The sequence below is a fragment of the Marinobacter sp. DSM 26671 genome, assembly GCF_900112835.1.
GTDB classification, from domain to species: Bacteria; Pseudomonadota; Gammaproteobacteria; order Pseudomonadales; family Oleiphilaceae; genus Marinobacter; species Marinobacter flavimaris.
In genome coordinates this window covers 65,674-81,887 of sequence record NZ_FONF01000021.1, presented here as the reverse complement: position 1 = coordinate 81,887, position 16,214 = coordinate 65,674, and the positions used below count along the sequence as shown (strand labels likewise).

The window sequence follows — 16,214 nt, the reverse complement described above, 5'->3', positions numbered from 1 at the left end:
TCGGTGCGGTCGCCTTCGACACTGGATCGCGCATCCGGGCTGTTGAACCTGGCATCATTTGGCAGGAAGTGGCGACGGCCGCCGCCCATGACCACGTCAATCCCATCGGTATCCACGCCAGCGTAACGTTGTTCCAGAAGTTGCTCGAAACTGACCAGCTGATCGGCAATGTCCTTGCAACCGGCCTGAACCGCTTCAGCAGGCATATCCGAAATGTCTTCCCAGTTGCGATCTGCCGATTTGGCATAGGCAGCGGCGGGTGTGGCGTGGGTAATGCGTGCGGTGGAGACCACACCAGTGGATAAACCCTTGATTTCCGCAAGCTCCAGAGCGGTTACTACTTCATTGCCTGCAACCGTGCTGCAATCACCCCGCTGGACATCCTCGTCCACGCCCAGCACGCCCGCATCGGTTTTCAAACCAGACATCATGGCGGTCATGGTGCCCGCTGAATCCGGAACCTGGGCATCGGTGTTATAGGTTTTCACGAGTGTCGTGAAGGGGAAACTCTCAAAGCTCAGCAGATTTTCCTCGCCCGGACTGCCCTGCCTCTGGCCTTCCAGAATGCGCGCAGCGGTAAGGGTGGACACCCCCATGCCATCGCCCACAAACAGAATGACGTTTTTCGCCTTATCCGAGGACTTCAGGGAGAGCTTCTGCTGAAGCTGTGCCGCGGCGTTAATAAACCAGGTATTGCCCTTTTGTGAGGTCGGTAGTATCTCTGCGACGACACTGGCGGACAATGCCAGCCCGATCGCCACGGAAATTAACGCTCTTTCCAGATTCATAGCGCATATCCTTTCAACGGTGTTGTTGTCTGCCACTCCGGTACAACCTGTTCATCGAACAGAATTCCGGATCGACTCCGCTAAAAAGATAGGGGCTGGTTATGACGTTAATCCTACATTTGTGTTACTCAGGCATTAAGGTTGTCTGGCCGCAAAAGATTCGACTCACTCTCCTCCCCGGACGCTGATGACCAGGACCCGCCAGCGCAAACAGAGGCGCGCCGGCGGAAATTAGAGAGTTATCGGAGAGTTATCGGAGAGTTATTGAGTAGCCTCCTCTACCCTGTCACCCGCTTCCTCAGCGGCATCTCCCATCTCCTCAGCTGCGTTTTCCGCTCCTTCCTGTAACTCTCCCATGACGCTTTCGTTCTGGCCAGTAGCATCCTCGTAGGTTTCCTCGACTGAATCGCCAGCCTCTTCCATCATGTTTCCGGCGTTGTCCGCAGCCTGCTCGACATCCACGCCTTCGTTGTCCTCCGAACCGCAGGCAGCAAGGCCCAGTGTCAGAACCACCAAAAGCGCACCCAGCGTGAGCTTGTTCATACCATATCCCTCTGTTGATAAATATTTACAACGCGAAACAGGGTACGGCGAGGCCCGGCCCAAAGGCAATTACCCGGCGATTACCCTTTGGTTAGCCTGTGCTGCCTGCCAGCAGCCGGCCATTAATGGTGATGACATGATCGAGCGGGAGCATGGTGCCTCGTCCGAGCAGCAGGAAATCCTGCCCTGCGCGACTGCAAAGCTCACGAATAACATCGTGCACCGTGCATATCTGGCCGGCGCTGTCCCGGTAAACCACCTCGGTCAGTTGCCCTGAGCCCAGATACTCCTGAAGCATACCCTGAACTGAGTACGAAGCCGTAGCGGAGGGAGTGGAGGGAAAATTTGGCATAGCTGATTCTTCACTACCGTCGAATTCTTGTTTTCCCCGAAGTCTGGCTCAGAAAACGGGATTTCGCCAAAAGAATGATATTTGTCATTTTGCGCCAAGCTACCCCGCTCTGCCGGACGGTCGTTGCATTGCCAGATTGTCCGACATAAATTGACATTACGCGCACCGAACGGGAGAACACAATGAACGCCAAGACCCACGACAACCCGGAATCGCATAATGTCGTTTCCCCCGCCGAATCCGGCTCCACTGGCAACTGGAAGGATCCGAAACGCTATATGTGGTTACTCGGCCCTGTCCTGCCGGGCATCGGGCTCGCGGCCCTGACCGGTTACGCCCTGGCCCCCAAAAAACTGAAAGCCCTGGCCTGGACCGGCCCTGCTCTGGTGCACGGCATCATTCCGGCGCTGGACAGGGCCATTGGTGAGGACCAGAGCAACCCGCCGGAATCCGCAGTGGAGACCCTGGAACGGGACAAGTACTACGACCGGATCGTGAAGGCCTTTATTCCGACCCAGTACGCCATGACCCTCATGGGCGCCTGGCTGGCCAGCCGCAAGGATACGCCCCTGGACGATAAAATCGGCCTGACGCTTACCGTTGGTGCCATCAATGGCGTAGGCATCAACACGGCCCATGAGCTGGGTCACAAATCGAACAGACTGAACAAGCTGTTGGCGATGGCGGCTCTGGCGCCCACCGGGTATACCCACTTCGTTGTCGAACACAACTTCGGCCACCATAAGCGGGTGGCCACACCGGAGGATCCGGCCAGCAGCCGCATGGGCGAGAGTTTCTGGAAGTTCCTTCCCCGTACGGTGCTGGGTGGCATCAAATCCTCCATCAGGATTGAGAAGGCGCGGCTTGCCCGCAAAGGCAAGGGCTTCTGGAGCCTGGATAATGAGTTGTTGCAGGGCTGGGCCATGAGCGCCGGGTTCTTTGGCGCGACAACCTTGGTTTGCGGCCCACGGGCAGTACCATTCCTGGCGGCCCAGGCGGTGTATGGCGCAAGCCTGCTGGAGAGTGTGAATTACATTGAGCACTATGGCCTGCTCCGTCAGAAGGACAAGAACGGCAAGTACGAGCGTACCCAGCCGGAGCACAGCTGGAACAGCAATCATATTGTGACCAACCTGTTCCTGTACCAGTTGCAGCGGCATTCGGATCATCATGCCCACCCACAACGCAGCTTCCAGGCCCTGAGGCATTTCGAGAAGGCGCCGCAGTTGCCGGGTGGTTATGCGTCGATGCTGTTGCCGGCTTACCTGCCGCAATGGTGGTATGAAACCATGGATAAGCGGGTGATTGACCACTACGAGGGGGATCTGAGTAAAATCAATTGGGATCCGGATCGGAAGGAGGAGCTGATGGCCAAGTATTCGGATTATGCTGCGGAGGTAGCGGCTGAAGCGAAGGCTCGTCGCGAACCCGGGAATTCCGAGGCCGCCTGAAGTCTTGCCCCCAAGCCTTGACGTTATAGAGCATGCAGCCAACCGGAGTCTTCCTTCCGGGAGACGCCGTGAACCCATCCATGGGGGCTTGATCGCAGCATCCTTGCTGCTCACACTCCCGGAAGGAAGACCCCGGTCAGCTGCCCTGAGCTCTGGCGATATAGTCAGGTTTCTTTATAAGCACTAAAACCCGTGATTTCTGACCAAGTTGAGCCGTTACTTACCTTTGAAAGCGGCCTCTCGACGTTCCAGGAATGACTGAATTCCCTCCTTTACATCCTCACTGGCCATAACCGGCTGAAGGTCCGGGAACAAACGCTGCTTCGCAGCCTCCTGCCCTTCGCTGACAGCAATTTTTGAGGATTTAAGACTGCCCTGGACACCCAATGGCGCCGCCCTGGCAATTTTCTCGGCAATTTCCAACGCGACGTTGAACTGCTCGCCGGGTTCCACCAGTTCCTGAATCAACCCCCACTGATACGCCTGATCGGCGGTCCACTCATCGCCAGTCAGAAGGTAACGCTGGGCATTGCCCCAGCCGATTTCACGCTGGAGGCGGATGGTGGCACCACCGCAGGCAAAGATGCCGCGTTTGACTTCCAGTTGGGCAAAGCGAGTGCCTTTGGCCGCGACGCGCACGTCGGTGTTGAGCATCATCTCAACGCCGCAGGTGAAGCAGATGCCCTGGGCGGCGAAGACCACGGGTTTGGTCAGCGCCTGACCGGTAATGTGGAAGGGATCCAGTTCGCCCTCACCCGGTTCAATGCCCTTGCCGTTGGCAAACACACCCGCCCAGTCGTCCAGTTGCAGGCCGCTGGTGAAGTGGTCGCCCTCGGCGTACATCAGCCCGACCCGTAGCTCCGGGTCGTTTTCCAGCTGGTGGTAGGCCGCCGCAATCTGGTGGTACATCTCGCGGTTCATGGCGTTCATTTTTTCCGGGCGGTTCAGCCCGATCAGCAAGATGTGATTTTTCTTCTCAACATTTACCAGAGCCATCAGAACCACTCCGATTTCATGTTCAGGCAGGTATCGTCCTGATTGCGCAGCAGCACCAGATCCTGAGCCACGGTTGGCAATTCCCAGTGGAAGAAGTATTGGGCCGCCTGCAGTTTGCCCTGGTAGAAATTGCGTTCATCATCGGTATTCGCGGAACCCAGGGCATGGGAGGCGGCATTGGCCTGACGCAGCCACATCCAGGCCACCATAATGTGCCCGAACAGGTGCAGGTAGCAGGAGGCATTGGCCAGGGTTTTGTCGGGATCGCCTTCCATCAGGGATTTACCCAGGCTTTGGGTAACCTTCACTGCCTGCTGCAGGGTTTCACTCAGGGACAGGGCCCATTGCTGGCAACGATCGGTGGTGGCTGCCTGCAGGTCCACCTGCATTTCCTGCATGAGCAGCTGCAAACCGTGGCTCTGATCCTGCCAGATCTTACGGCCCAGCAGGTCCATGGCCTGGATACCATTGGTGCCTTCGTGAATCGGGTTAAGGCGGTTGTCACGCCAGCACTGCTCTACCGGATACTCCCGGGTGTAACCTGCGCCACCGTATACCTGAATGGCCAGGTCATTAGCCTTGGGGCCGTATTCGGAAGGCCATGCTTTGATCACCGGAGTGAACAGGTCCAGCAGCTTTCCGGCTTCCTGGCGTTTCTGTTCATCGGGATGGGTGTGCTGGTCATCCATCAGTCGGGCGCCGTAGAGGCACAAAGCCAAACCACCCTCACTGTAGGCTTTCTGGGCAAGCAGCATGCGACGGACATCGGCGTGATCAATAATCGGCACCTGCGGGCTTTCCGGATTCTTCTCGCTGGCCTTGCGGCCCTGCAGGCGATCTTTGGCGTATTCGAGGCTGTGCATGTAGCCGCGATAACCGATCACAGCGGCGCCGAAACCCACGCCAACCCGCGCTTCGTTCATCATCTGGAACATATACTTCAGGCCCTGGTGGGGCTCGCCAACCAGATAGCCGTGACAGGGAGCATCATCACCGAAGCTCAGGGCGGTGGAGGTGGTTCCACGGTAGCCCAGCTTGTGAATCAGGCCAGCGAGGCTGACGCCATTGCGTTCAGTGGGATTGCCTTCGTCATCCACCAGAAACTTGGGCACGATAAACAGGGAGATACCTTTCACGCCCGCCGGCGCCCCTTTGATCTTGGCCAGCACCATGTGAACGATGTTGTCAGTGATGGACTGCTCGCCACCGGAGATATAAATCTTCGCGCCCTTGATCAGGTAGTGACCTTCATCTGTGGGCGACGCCGATGTCCGAATATCCGCGAGGGAGGACCCGGCGTGGGGCTCGGTCAGGGCCATGGTGCCGCTGAAACGACCGCTGAGCATGTTCGGAAGGAAGGTGGTTTTCTGCTGTTCGTTGCCAAAAACCCGGATGAGGTTGGCGGCAGCTGTGGTCAGAAACGGGTAACCGGCGGTGCCGGGGTTGGCAGCTGTGAAGAAACCGTTGCAGGCGGCCATGACCGATTCAGGCAACTGCATGCCACCCAGTTCATAGTCGTAACGTCCTGCGATAAAGCCGGCCTGCGCATAGGCGTCGAAGGCTTCCTTCACTTGCGGCAGCATCTCGACCTGGCCGTTGACGAACTTTGGTTCGTCCTTGTCGGCGGCGCTGTTATGGGTGGCAAACTTTTCCCGGGCCATCTTGTCGGCGGTTTCAATGACGGCATCGAAGGTGTCGCGGTTGTGTTCGCTGAAGCGCTCGCGGGTGGTGAGGTTTTCGGTATCGAGAACTTCGTAGAGCTGGAACGCCAGGTCGCGGCGGTCGATCAGGGTGTCGGTCATGCTTGGTCTCCTGTTTGATGTCGTTAGCCTCTCACAACTGGTTTTTCCTGGAAACCGGCGTTTATGACATAATTATGGTCAACATTGCCACTGATGACCTAATTTGGAGTTTGCATGCGAACGGTCTCTGTTATCGGTTTTGATGGCGCTTTAGCCAGCGCCATCACTGGCATTATTGATCTTTTCCGTCTTGCCGGCGTTACCTGGGCGCGGATTAACGATGAAGCGCCGACACCCCGGTTCACAACCCGGCTTCTGACGAAGGACGGAGCGCCCTGCCGCTGCATTAACGGACTGACCATTCAGCCAGACGGAGCCTGGAACGATTTGTTACCGGGTGGCGACGACAGCGATCTGGTGGTGATACCGACTATTGGTGGTCCTATCGAAGTCGTTCTGGCGGGGAATTCGGAGCTTATTGAATGGCTGAGCGCATTTCGGTCTTCAGACGCCGGGCAGGTGCGGGTAGCCAGTAACTGTACCGGGGCGTTCATGCTGGCCGAGGCGGGGCTGCTGGATGGTCGTCAGGCGACGACGCATTGGGGCTTCAGCCATCAGTTCCGCCAGCGCTTTCCGGCGGTGAACCTTCAGCCGGACAAGCTGGTAACGGTGGACGGCGACATCGCCTGTGCCGGGGGCGGCATGGCCTGGTGGGATCTGGGGATCTATCTGGTCGAACGTTACGCGGGGGCTCAGGTGGCGCGGGAGCTGGCGAAGGCGTTTGTGATTGATGCGGGGCGGACCAGTCAGGCGCCTTATAGTGCCTTGCAGGCTCGCCGTTACCATTCTGATGCCGCCATTCTGAAGCTGCAGGACTGGCTGGACAGTCATTACCGGGACCCTGTTACCCTGCAACGCCTGGCTTCACTCAGCGGACTCACCGAGCGTTCTCTGATTCGCCGATTCAAGGCAGCCACTGGCGACACGCCCACCGGGTATCTACAACTTCTCAGGATTGAGGTGGCACGTCAGCATTTGGAGAAATCGCGGCTACCGATTGATGAAATCACTCAGTTGGTGGGCTACGAAGACGTGAGTTCCTTCACGCGTCTGTTCCGCAAACATACCGGGCTTTCACCGGGTGCCTACCGCTCTCGCTTTGTCAGGTAATGTCTGGTCGGTCCTGACTGGCCCGGGTTATGCATTGGTTTCCAGTGAAGGCCAATGTTCGGCCTGAAACGTAAAGAATACCGACAGGTGTCACTATGGGGAGGTCCGCCATGAATGCACCGATCAGACAAAGCCAGGCAGAGATTCTGAGCAGGCTGTACGACATGAAGCGCAAGCAGATCGAGCAGGCACTGCAGCAGGGAAACAGCCTTCGAAGTCAGGTACTTGAAGCTGAAGCCGAGGCGATTTCAAATGCCTTGAAAGCCTCCCGCTAACCAAACCCTTCTATCCGGAGCCATACTTCTTCAAACGCCGGCTCCAGCGCTGCTTCGCATACCGGCGGAGGTTCGAGACATTATCGGTTTCATCCATGATTTCCGTGCCCAAAAGTGTCTCCAGTATGTCCTCCAGCGTCACTATTCCCAGCCAGGTTCCCAATTCGTCATAGACGACGGCCAGGTGTTGCCGCTCTCGCAGCATGTCCGAAAACAGGAATTCGATGTTGGTGTTGCCTTTCACTCGCTTGATCTTGCGCATGTGGTCGAGCAGGTCGACATCGGAATCGAGGTTGATCAGGTCTGCCCGATGCAGGTACCCGAGCGCCTCGCCTTCCTCATCGATTACAGGGTATCGGGAGAACGGTGATTTGCTGACCTGCTCCCGGAACTGGTCGTAAGTGATTCCCGGATCAACGTATTTGCAGACCGTCCTTGGTGTCATCACAGAACTGACCTTGATCTCGTGGAATCGCAGGACGTTGTGAATCATGCGCCGTTCGTCTTCGTCCAGGGCCTGCTGATCCTTGCCGATCTCCGCCAGGGCGCTGATCTCCGCACGGATATCAACGTCGGCCTCACCAGACCCAATTCGACGGGTGACCTGTTTGGACAACCAGATGAACGGCAGCAGCGCCTTGATCATGAATCCCAGAATAGCTGGCAGCCGTGGCGCAATACTCCGCCAGTATTTGGCGCCAATGGTTTTGGGAATAATTTCCGAGAATATCAGGATAGCCAGGGTCATTACCGCAGAGGCAATTCCGAGCCACGCTTCCCCAAAAACCACCGTCACCTGGGCGCCAACGCCGGTGGCGCCCACGGTGTGGGCAACCGTGTTCAGTGTAAGGATTGCAGACAGGGGATCGTCCACATCGTCTTTCAGTTTTCGCAACCGGGCGAAAAGCTTCGGCTTCTCTTTTTTCAGTGAGGCGATGTAGCTCGGAGTCACCGAAAGCAGGGCCGCCTCTAGAATGGAGCATAAAAAGGAGAAGCCAATCGAGAGCACTGCGAAGGCAATTAGTAATGTCATAATTTGGCTGCGACTTCCGTTCCCTGCCGGATGGCCCGTTTGGCGTCCAGTTCTTCGGCGACGTCTGCACCGCCGATCAGATGCGCGGTCACCCCAGAGTCCGATAACTCGTCGAAAAGTTCCCGATAAGGTTCCTGGCCTGCACAAATAATCACATTGTCCACGGCCAACACCCGGCTCTCCGTGACCTTGCCATCTTTGTCGGTCAGGGAGATATGCAGCCCCTGGTCGTCAATCCGCTCATAGCGACAGCCCCTCAGCATCTCGACTTCACGGTGCTTCAGGCTGTTGCGGTGCACCCAACCCGACGTCTTGCCCAGACCGCCGCCGACCTTGCCGGTTTTTCGCTGCATCAGGTAAATCTTTCGGGGCGACGGTGTTGGCTGGCGCTCGGCCAAGCCTCCGGGGCCATCGAAGTCCGGGTTGACGCCCCATTCCGCCTGCCAGTCGGCAACGCTGACCTGCTCGCCTTCGGGATGGTGGCTGAAGTCGTGCGTCAGGAACTCGCTGACATCGAAGCCTATACCGACGGCACCAATAACCGCCACAGTCGCACCAACCGGTTTGTTGTGACGGAGCACATCGAGGTATCCGAGCACCTTGGGATGATCGATGCCTTCAATTGCCGGTGTTCTCGGCTTCACGCCAGTGGCGATCACCACATCATCAAAGCCCTGGGCCTTGAGTGAGTCCGCGTCCACGCGCGTGCCCAGCTTCAGGTCGATCTCCAACAGCTCTATCTGGCGCTGGTAATAACGAAGGGTTTCGTAGAATTCTTCCTTGCCCGGGATGCGTTTGGCGTAGTTGAACTGACCGCCAATCCGATCGTCTGCGTCGAAAAGGGTCACCTTGTGGCCCCGTTTCGCGGCGGTGGTCGCTGCTGCCAGCCCCGCAGGTCCGGCCCCCACCACTGCGACCCGGCGCACAACCGGCGCTACCGTCAACACCAGCTCGGTTTCGTGGCAGGCCCTCGGGTTTACAAGGCACGATGCCCGCTTGGCCTGGAAGGCATGGTCAAGACACGCCTGGTTGCAGGCAATGCAGGTGTTGATTTCGTCACTGCGCCCCTGCTCGGCTTTGCGAACAAACTCGCTGTCCGCCAACAGAGGCCGGGCCATCGACACCATATCCGCCTTTCCGGCAGCGAGAATCTCTTCTCCTTTTTCGGGGGTGTTGATGCGGTTGGTGGTACACACCGGGATATCCACTTCGCCATAGAACTTGGCGGTGACATCGGCGAAGCCGCCCCGGGGAACCGAGGTAACGATGGTGGGCACACGGGCTTCATGCCAGCCAATCCCGGTATTGATGATGGTGGCTCCTGCCCGCTCAATGGCCTTGCCCAGCGTCACGATCTGATCCCAGGTCTGGCCACCCTCGACCAGGTCCAGCATGGACAACCGGTAGATAATGATAAATTCAGGCCCAACAGCCTCGCGCATACGGCGGACAATCTCCACGGGCAGGCGCATACGGTTCTCGTAAGGGCCACCCCACTTGTCCGTTCTCTTGTTGGTCCGCTCACACAAAAACTGGTTGATGAAATAGCCTTCGGAGCCCATCACCTCGACGCCATCATAACCCGCAAATTTGGCGAGCTTCGCGGCACTGACGAAATCGTTGATCTGACGTTCAACCCCTTTCGAGGAAAGGGCGCGGGCCTTGAACGGGCTGATCGGCGCTTTGGTTGCCGACGCAGAGACAATCAGAGGCTGGTAGCCATAACGCCCTGCGTGCAGGATCTGCATACAGATCTTGCCGCCGGCCTCATGCACCGCGCCGGTCACATGACGATGTAAAAGAGCCGTTGCCCGATTGTTCATGGTCGAGGCAAGGGGGGCCAGCTGCCCAACCAGATTGGGCGAGAAACCGCCCGTCACCATGAGCCCCACGCCACCTTCTGCGCGCTCGGCAAAGTACCTCGCAAACTTGTGGATGTTCCAGAACCGATCTTCCAGGCCCGTGTGCATGGACCCCATCAGCACTCGGTTCTTAAGTTCAGTGAAGCCAAGATCCAGGGGTTTCAGAAGGTTGGGATAGGTGTCGCTCATGGGACTCTCTCAATAAATATTTATCGCGAGTATACACTTGATCAATGGCAAGTTGACTTGACCTTCCAGACGGGGCACGTATCATCGGCAATCAAGTTTCATTGACGGAGCAACCATGACCGCAAGGTCCTTCGGCTGCATAAGAGTTACCCGCCCACCTGTTACCGCTGACATCGCGCGGCACCGGGGACGTCTTCCGTACTTCCCGGACCCGCCTGCCTTCTGCTGATCCACCCCACCCGCCATGCCGTAAAGGGATCGTTGCCCGATGTGCAGGGTGGCCGGCCGGAGACTAGACTCAGGCAAACATGCCTTCAATACTCACGTAAAAGAAAACCAATAACGAGGTTGCGATGTCGCTACCGCTGGTTGTTTTACTGCCTTTTCTGGGTGCCATAGCCGCACCCCTGTTCGCCCAGGGCGGCAGAACGGCGATTGCCGTTGCATCTTCTGTACCCGCGTTGATCGCACTCGCTGCCCTTTTCCCCCATTGGGAAACCCTTGCTGACGGCGGCGTTGTGCTGCACAGCTACGAATGGCTCCCCGCGCTCGGCCTCTCCTTCAGTTTTCGTCTGGACGGGCTGTCCCTGCTGTTCGCTCTGCTGATCCTGATCATCGGGCTGCTGATCATTCTTTACGCCCGCTATTACCTGAAAGCCCATGAAAACGTCGGCAAGTTCTACGCCCTGCTGCTGTGCTTCAAGGGATCGATGCTCGGCATCGTGCTCTCAAGCAACCTCCTCCTGATGATGATTTTCTGGGAACTGACCAGCCTGACCTCGTTCCTGCTGATCAGTTTCTGGACCCATAAACAGGACGCCCGCCGTGGCGCCCGGATGGCACTCGCGGTAACCGGCGGCGGCGGCCTTGCACTGCTCGCCGGCATCCTGATCATCGGCAACATTGTTGGCAGCTTCGAGCTTGATGACGTGCTGGCAGCCGGAGACCAGATAAAGGCTCATGCCATGTATCCGGTCGCCCTGACCCTGGTTCTGCTGGGCGCGTTCACCAAATCGGCCCAGTTCCCGTTCCATTTCTGGCTGCCTCACGCCATGCAGGCACCGACACCCGTCTCGGCCTACCTGCACTCGGCTACCATGGTCAAAGCCGGTATTTTTCTCATGGCCCGGCTGTATCCGGCCCTGGCAGGCACTGAACAGTGGTTCTACATGGTCAGCTTTACCGGCATGGCCACCCTGCTCATTGGTGCCTATGTGGCCATGTTCAAGCACGACCTGAAAGGCCTGCTTGCCCACTCGACGGTCAGTCACCTGGGCCTGATCACCCTGCTGTTCGGCATGGGTACCCAGCTTGCCGCCGTGGCTGCGGTGTTCCACGTCATCAACCACGCCACGTTCAAAGCCTCCCTGTTTATGGCCGCCGGTATCATCGATCATGAAACCGGCACCCGGGACATGCGGCGCATCAATGGCCTTTGGCGTTACATGCCGCACACCGCAACCCTCGCCATGGTGGCCGCCTCATCCATGGCAGGCGTTCCACTGCTGAACGGCTTCCTGAGCAAGGAGATGTTCTTTGCCGAATCCCTGGAGCTGAACCTGCCGGGGCTCTGGGCCTGGCTACCTCCGATCGTTGCCACGCTCGCGGGTATTTTCGCGGTGGCGTACTCAGCACGTTTTGTCCACGATGTGTTCTTCAACGGCAAGCCCGTCGATCTTCCGATCTACCCACCGCATGAGCCTCCACGCTACATGAAGTTTCCGGTGGAGATCCTGGTATTTGCCTGCATCATGGTCGGCGTGTTCCCTGCTGTTTCCGTGGGCCCGTTGCTCCAGATCGCAGCGTCCGCGACGCTTGGCGGAGATGTGCCGGACTACACGCTTTCTGTTTATCACGGCTTCAACCTGCCGCTGGTCATGAGCTTCGTCGCTTTCTTCGGTGGACTGTTGATGTACAGCCAGCGTCAGCGCTTCTTCGACTTCCACGCCCGGTTCAAGGAAATTGATGAGAAGGCGGTATTCGAAGCGGTGGTGCTGCGGGTTGTCGATCTCGCCAACAGATTTACCACGCGCATCGAAAATGGCTCGCTTCAGCGATACGCCATGCTTCTTCTGGTAAGCGCTATCGCGGTCGCAGCCATGCCGCTTCTCGGGCTTGGCATTTTTGTCGGCGAAAACGGACTGAGCCCGTTGGATTTACCAACAGGGATCGCGGCCGTTCTGTTGATCTTCTGTGCTCTGACAACGGCCATCCTGCACCGTCAAAGGTTCTATGCCCTTGTTTTGCTGAGCGTCGTCGGTCTGATCGTGGCTCTGGCTTTCGCCCGTTTCTCAGCACCAGATCTGGCAATGACACAACTTTCCGTTGAGGTCGTCACTATTGTTCTCCTGATGCTGGCAATCTTTTACATGCCTGCATGGACGCCTATCGAGACACCACTGAAACGCCGGTTGCGGGATATTGCCATTGCGGCGGTTGCCGGCATTGGCATGACGCTGGTCACACTGGCGATGCTGACTCAACCGTTCAGTTCGATTTCTGATTTCTTCCTCGAAAACAGCAAAACCGGTGGCGGCGGCACCAACGTGGTCAACGTGATCCTGGTGGACTTCCGGGGCTTCGATACCCTGGGTGAGATTACCGTCCTTGCCATTGCTGCCCTTGGCATCTACGCCATGCTGAAGGACACGGCCCTGACGCCACCTCCCAGCGACGGCGAGGGACATGCATGGACCCGGGATTCCCACCCGCTGATGCTGAGGTTGATTGCCCGGCCCATGCTGCCACTGGCACTGATGGTATCCGCCTTCATTTTCCTGCGGGGTCACAATTTGCCCGGGGGCGGCTTTATCGCCGGCCTGGTGACTTCGGTTGCCCTTATTCTCCAGTACATTGCCAGCGGTATGGACTGGACCGAAGACCGAATCACTGTCCGTTACCACAACGTGATCGGCCTTGGCCTGCTCTTCGCAACAGTTGCGGGCGCCGGAAGCCTCGCCTTTGGCTATCCGTTCCTGACCTCCACGTTCGATTACATAACCTGGCCTGTGGTTGGCAAATTCGAGGTCGCGTCTGCACTGATTTTTGATCTGGGCGTCTATCTCACTGTGATCGGCGCTACCCTGCTTGCGCTGGTCAGTATCGGCCGGATATCTCCCCACTCCGCCATAAAGAGTAAAAAGGAGGGTGCATAATGGAGCTTGTTTTTGCGCTGGTCATTGGTGCCCTGACGGCATCCGGCGTTTATCTGATTCTGCGGGCTCGCACCTTTCCTGTCGTGGTGGGACTGACCATGCTGTCCTACGGGGTGAACCTCTTTCTCTTCTCCAGCGGTCGCCTGGCGACCGGCCAGCAACCGGTCCTCGGAACGGCTGCGAGCTATTCCGACCCGCTGCCACAGGCACTGGTACTGACTGCTATCGTGATTGGTTTCGCCATGACCGCGTTCGTTGTCGTCCTGTCACTGCGCAACCTGGCGGACAACGAGGACGACCACGTGGATGGTAAACAGCCCTACAAATCGCCTGCTCCGGAACAGGAAGAGGAGGTAAACGGTAAATGAACCACTGGCTTACCGCTCCTGTTCTGATTCCGCTGCTAGGCGGCATTCTTCAGGCTTTCATGGGCTATGCACCCATCAGTCTTCGCCGCACCCTGGCACTGGCTACAACCGTTTTGATGCTGGTTTCCGCCATCGTGCTTCTGGTACTGGCAGACGACGGCAGCTATCGCATCTATGCGTTCGGCAACTGGCAGCCACCGTTCGGGATCGTACTGGTCCTGGACCGTCTCGCAGCACTTATGCTGGTCATGACGGCCGTGCTGGCCCTGTTCTGTCACATCTATTCGATCGGCGGTGCCGACGAAGGCAACCGCCAGTTCCATGCACTTTTCCTGTTCCAGCTGATGGGGCTGAACATCGCCTTCCTGACCGGTGACCTGTTCAACCTGTTTGTTGCCTTCGAGGTGCTGCTCATTGCCTCCTACGGGTTGCTGATGCATGGCGGTGGCACGGTAAGGACCGTTCCGGGCCTGCACTATGTCGTGCTGAACCTGATAGGCTCCGCCGTGTTCCTTATCAGTGTTGGCATGATCTACAGCGTCACCGGCACCCTCAATATGGCAGACCTGGCCGTCAAGATTCCGCAGGTGTCCGGGGAAGGTCTGAACATCGTTAAAGCCGGCGGCATGATGTTGCTGGTGGTGTTCGGTCTCAAGGCCGCGATTCTACCCCTATGCTTCTGGTTACCCCGTGCCTACTCCAAAGCCACGGCGCCCGTGGCCGCGCTGTTTGCGGTGATGACCAAGGTTGGCATATACGCCATTCTGCGGGTGTATCTGCTGATCTTCGGCGACGACGCCGGCGAACTCGCCAATCTGGGCATGGACTGGCTGTTCCCCATTGCCCTGGCCACCCTCGCCATGGGGGTTATTGGTGCGCTGGGGTCCGGCAGCCTGAAAACCCTGGTCGCGTGGCAGGTCATCATTTCCGTGGGCACTTTGCTGGCACCGATTTCGCTCGGGTCCGAAGCCGGTCTGTCTGCTGCCCTGTTCTATCTCTTGAGCACCACCTGGACGGTTGGCGGCCTGTTTCTGGTATCGGAGCTTGTGGCCAACCAGAGGGGCTCGGCCAAGGATCGAATCGTTACCGCCCCCAAAATGCAGAACCGTACTTTCCTGAGCGTGCTGTTCCTGGTCGGAGCCGTAGCGGCGGCTGGCCTTCCGCCATTGAGTGGCTTTTTCGGCAAGGTATTGATTCTGCAATCTGTTCAGTCGGGAACCGAAATGGCATGGCTCTGGTCAGTACTTCTGATCGGCAGTTTCCTGACCGTCATCGCGTACAGCCGCGCTGGCAGTATCGTTTTCTGGCGCACGGTGGATGGTCATCTGGAAAAGCCAGATCCGCTCAACGGCCGGATTTCTGTCGCAGCCGGTGCCCTGACTGCACTGGCAGTGGTGATCGTTGTGCTGGCGGGCCCGATTACCCGCTACACCGATGCCACGGCCGAACAGTTGCACAACAAGGATGCCTATATTGAGATCCTGCAAACCAAGATGGTCAGGGAGGACAGCTGATGCTTGATCGCCTGAGTTTTCCCCAGCCCTGGCTGAGCCTTACCCTTTTTATCACCTGGCAGTTTCTGAGTGACGGAATAAGCGGTGGCAGCGCAGTACTGGGCCTGATCCTGGCATGGGCAATACCTCAGATAACCCAGGGCTTCTGGCCGGATCCGCCGGCATTCATCAAAGCCTGGAGAGTGCCCGCCTACCTCCTGCGCGTTGTCTGGGATATTGTTATCGCGAGTGTCGAAGTGGCACGGCTCATCCTCAGCCCGCGGCCGGCACGTCCTGCATTTGTCTGTTATCCCCTGGAGCTGGAGCACCCTCTGGCCATCACAATTCTGGCCAGCACTATCTCGTTGACGCCCGGCACTGTGAGCGCTGACGTCAGCGATGACAACAAGCTGCTGCTGATTCACGCGCTTGACGCCGAGGACGACCAGACAGTTATCGATACGATCAAAACCCGCTACGAGAAGCCTCTGCTGGAGATGTTCCAATGATAGCCATCGCCCTCTACATCACCATTGCCATGGTCACTGTGGCGGCGCTTCTGAATGTATACCGTCTGATCAAGGGACCGGATGCACCCGATAGAGTGCTGGCACTCGACACGCTCTACATCAACGCCATTGCCTTGATTATTCTGCTCGGCCTCACACTCGGAACACGCATGTACCTTGAGGCGGCTCTTCTGATTGCTGTCATGGGCTTTGTTGGAACCGTCGCCATGGCCAAATATCTGAAGCGGGGCAGCGTCATTGAGTAAGCCCGCACCCGGCAAAAAAATG

The 16,214-nt window shown here is 57.8% G+C and carries 15 protein-coding genes; 8 read left to right on the top strand and 7 right to left on the bottom strand.

Going from position 1 to position 16,214, the window contains the following annotated elements; translation table 11 throughout:
* The 3 genes from BM035_RS18545 to BM035_RS18535 form a co-directional block, all read right to left on the bottom strand.
* Positions 1-788, bottom strand: a 788-nt coding sequence (locus tag BM035_RS18545; protein WP_139216066.1) for an alkaline phosphatase, incomplete at its 3' end; no start/stop codon positions are given.
* 261 nt (positions 789-1,049) lie between these two features.
* Positions 1,050-1,331 (bottom strand): hypothetical protein, encoded by a 282-nt coding sequence (locus tag BM035_RS18540; protein ID WP_008174002.1) that lies wholly within the window; start codon positions 1,329-1,331, stop codon positions 1,050-1,052.
* Positions 1,332-1,422: 91 nt separating this feature from the next.
* Entirely contained in the window at positions 1,423-1,683 is a 261-nt protein-coding gene (locus BM035_RS18535; protein WP_053112753.1) for a hypothetical protein, read from the bottom strand.
* 182 nt (positions 1,684-1,865) lie between these two features.
* Here BM035_RS18535 and BM035_RS18530 point away from each other — a divergent pair, with 182 nt between their 5' ends.
* Positions 1,866-3,134 carry an alkane 1-monooxygenase gene (locus tag BM035_RS18530; protein WP_053112754.1) on the top strand — a complete coding sequence of 423 codons (1,269 nt, stop codon included), beginning with the start codon at positions 1,866-1,868 and terminating at the stop codon, positions 3,132-3,134.
* Between the two features lie 216 nt (positions 3,135-3,350).
* Here the strand turns inward: BM035_RS18530 and BM035_RS18525 are convergent, their stop codons facing one another.
* Together BM035_RS18525 and BM035_RS18520 are read right to left on the bottom strand one after the other, a co-directional pair.
* On the bottom strand, positions 3,351-4,130 hold the full coding sequence (locus tag BM035_RS18525; protein ID WP_041645415.1) for a crotonase/enoyl-CoA hydratase family protein: 780 nt from the start codon (positions 4,128-4,130) through the stop codon (positions 3,351-3,353).
* Positions 4,130-5,932 carry an acyl-CoA dehydrogenase gene (locus BM035_RS18520; RefSeq protein ID WP_092033648.1) on the bottom strand — a complete coding sequence of 601 codons (1,803 nt, stop codon included), beginning with the start codon at positions 5,930-5,932 and terminating at the stop codon, positions 4,130-4,132. The genes BM035_RS18525 and BM035_RS18520 overlap by 1 nt, the downstream gene beginning before the upstream one ends.
* 114 nt (positions 5,933-6,046) lie before the next feature.
* On the opposite strand from BM035_RS18520, the gene BM035_RS18515 reads away from it, so the two are divergent.
* The gene (locus BM035_RS18515; RefSeq protein WP_053112755.1) at positions 6,047-7,042 is read left to right on the top strand and encodes a GlxA family transcriptional regulator; all 996 of its coding nucleotides are present in this window, start codon (positions 6,047-6,049) and stop codon (positions 7,040-7,042) included.
* A gap of 110 nt (positions 7,043-7,152) precedes the next feature.
* Positions 7,153-7,317 (top strand): hypothetical protein, encoded by a 165-nt coding sequence (locus BM035_RS22675; protein ID WP_008173988.1) that lies wholly within the window; start codon positions 7,153-7,155, stop codon positions 7,315-7,317.
* A gap of 10 nt (positions 7,318-7,327) precedes the next feature.
* Here BM035_RS22675 and BM035_RS18510 read toward each other — a convergent pair whose 3' ends face one another.
* Both BM035_RS18510 and BM035_RS18505 read right to left on the bottom strand, forming a co-directional pair.
* The gene (locus tag BM035_RS18510) at positions 7,328-8,350 is read right to left on the bottom strand and encodes a CNNM domain-containing protein (RefSeq protein WP_008173984.1); all 1,023 of its coding nucleotides are present in this window, start codon (positions 8,348-8,350) and stop codon (positions 7,328-7,330) included.
* A complete protein-coding gene (locus BM035_RS18505) occupies positions 8,347-10,401 on the bottom strand; it encodes an NADPH-dependent 2,4-dienoyl-CoA reductase (protein WP_092033646.1) in 2,055 nt (684 codons plus the stop codon). The genes BM035_RS18510 and BM035_RS18505 overlap by 4 nt, the downstream gene beginning before the upstream one ends.
* A 353-nt stretch (positions 10,402-10,754) precedes the next feature.
* On the opposite strand from BM035_RS18505, the gene BM035_RS18500 reads away from it, so the two are divergent.
* The 5 genes from BM035_RS18500 to BM035_RS18480 are packed head-to-tail and all read left to right on the top strand — an operon-like array spanning position 10,755 to position 16,192.
* Entirely contained in the window at positions 10,755-13,556 is a 2,802-nt protein-coding gene (locus BM035_RS18500) for a monovalent cation/H+ antiporter subunit A (RefSeq protein ID WP_092033643.1), read from the top strand.
* Positions 13,556-13,924: a Na+/H+ antiporter subunit C gene (locus BM035_RS18495; protein ID WP_014577865.1), complete on the top strand. Its 369-nt coding sequence runs from the start codon at positions 13,556-13,558 to the stop codon at positions 13,922-13,924. Before BM035_RS18500 ends, BM035_RS18495 begins: the two co-directional genes overlap by 1 nt.
* Positions 13,921-15,438 carry a monovalent cation/H+ antiporter subunit D gene (locus BM035_RS18490; protein WP_014577866.1) on the top strand — a complete coding sequence of 506 codons (1,518 nt, stop codon included), beginning with the start codon at positions 13,921-13,923 and terminating at the stop codon, positions 15,436-15,438. The genes BM035_RS18495 and BM035_RS18490 overlap by 4 nt, the downstream gene beginning before the upstream one ends.
* Positions 15,438-15,926, top strand: coding sequence for a Na+/H+ antiporter subunit E (locus BM035_RS18485; protein ID WP_014577867.1), 489 nt, complete (start codon positions 15,438-15,440; stop codon positions 15,924-15,926). Before BM035_RS18490 ends, BM035_RS18485 begins: the two co-directional genes overlap by 1 nt.
* The gene (locus tag BM035_RS18480) at positions 15,923-16,192 is read left to right on the top strand and encodes a K+/H+ antiporter subunit F (protein WP_014577868.1); all 270 of its coding nucleotides are present in this window, start codon (positions 15,923-15,925) and stop codon (positions 16,190-16,192) included. Before BM035_RS18485 ends, BM035_RS18480 begins: the two co-directional genes overlap by 4 nt.
* The last annotated feature ends 22 nt before the right edge of the window (positions 16,193-16,214 follow it).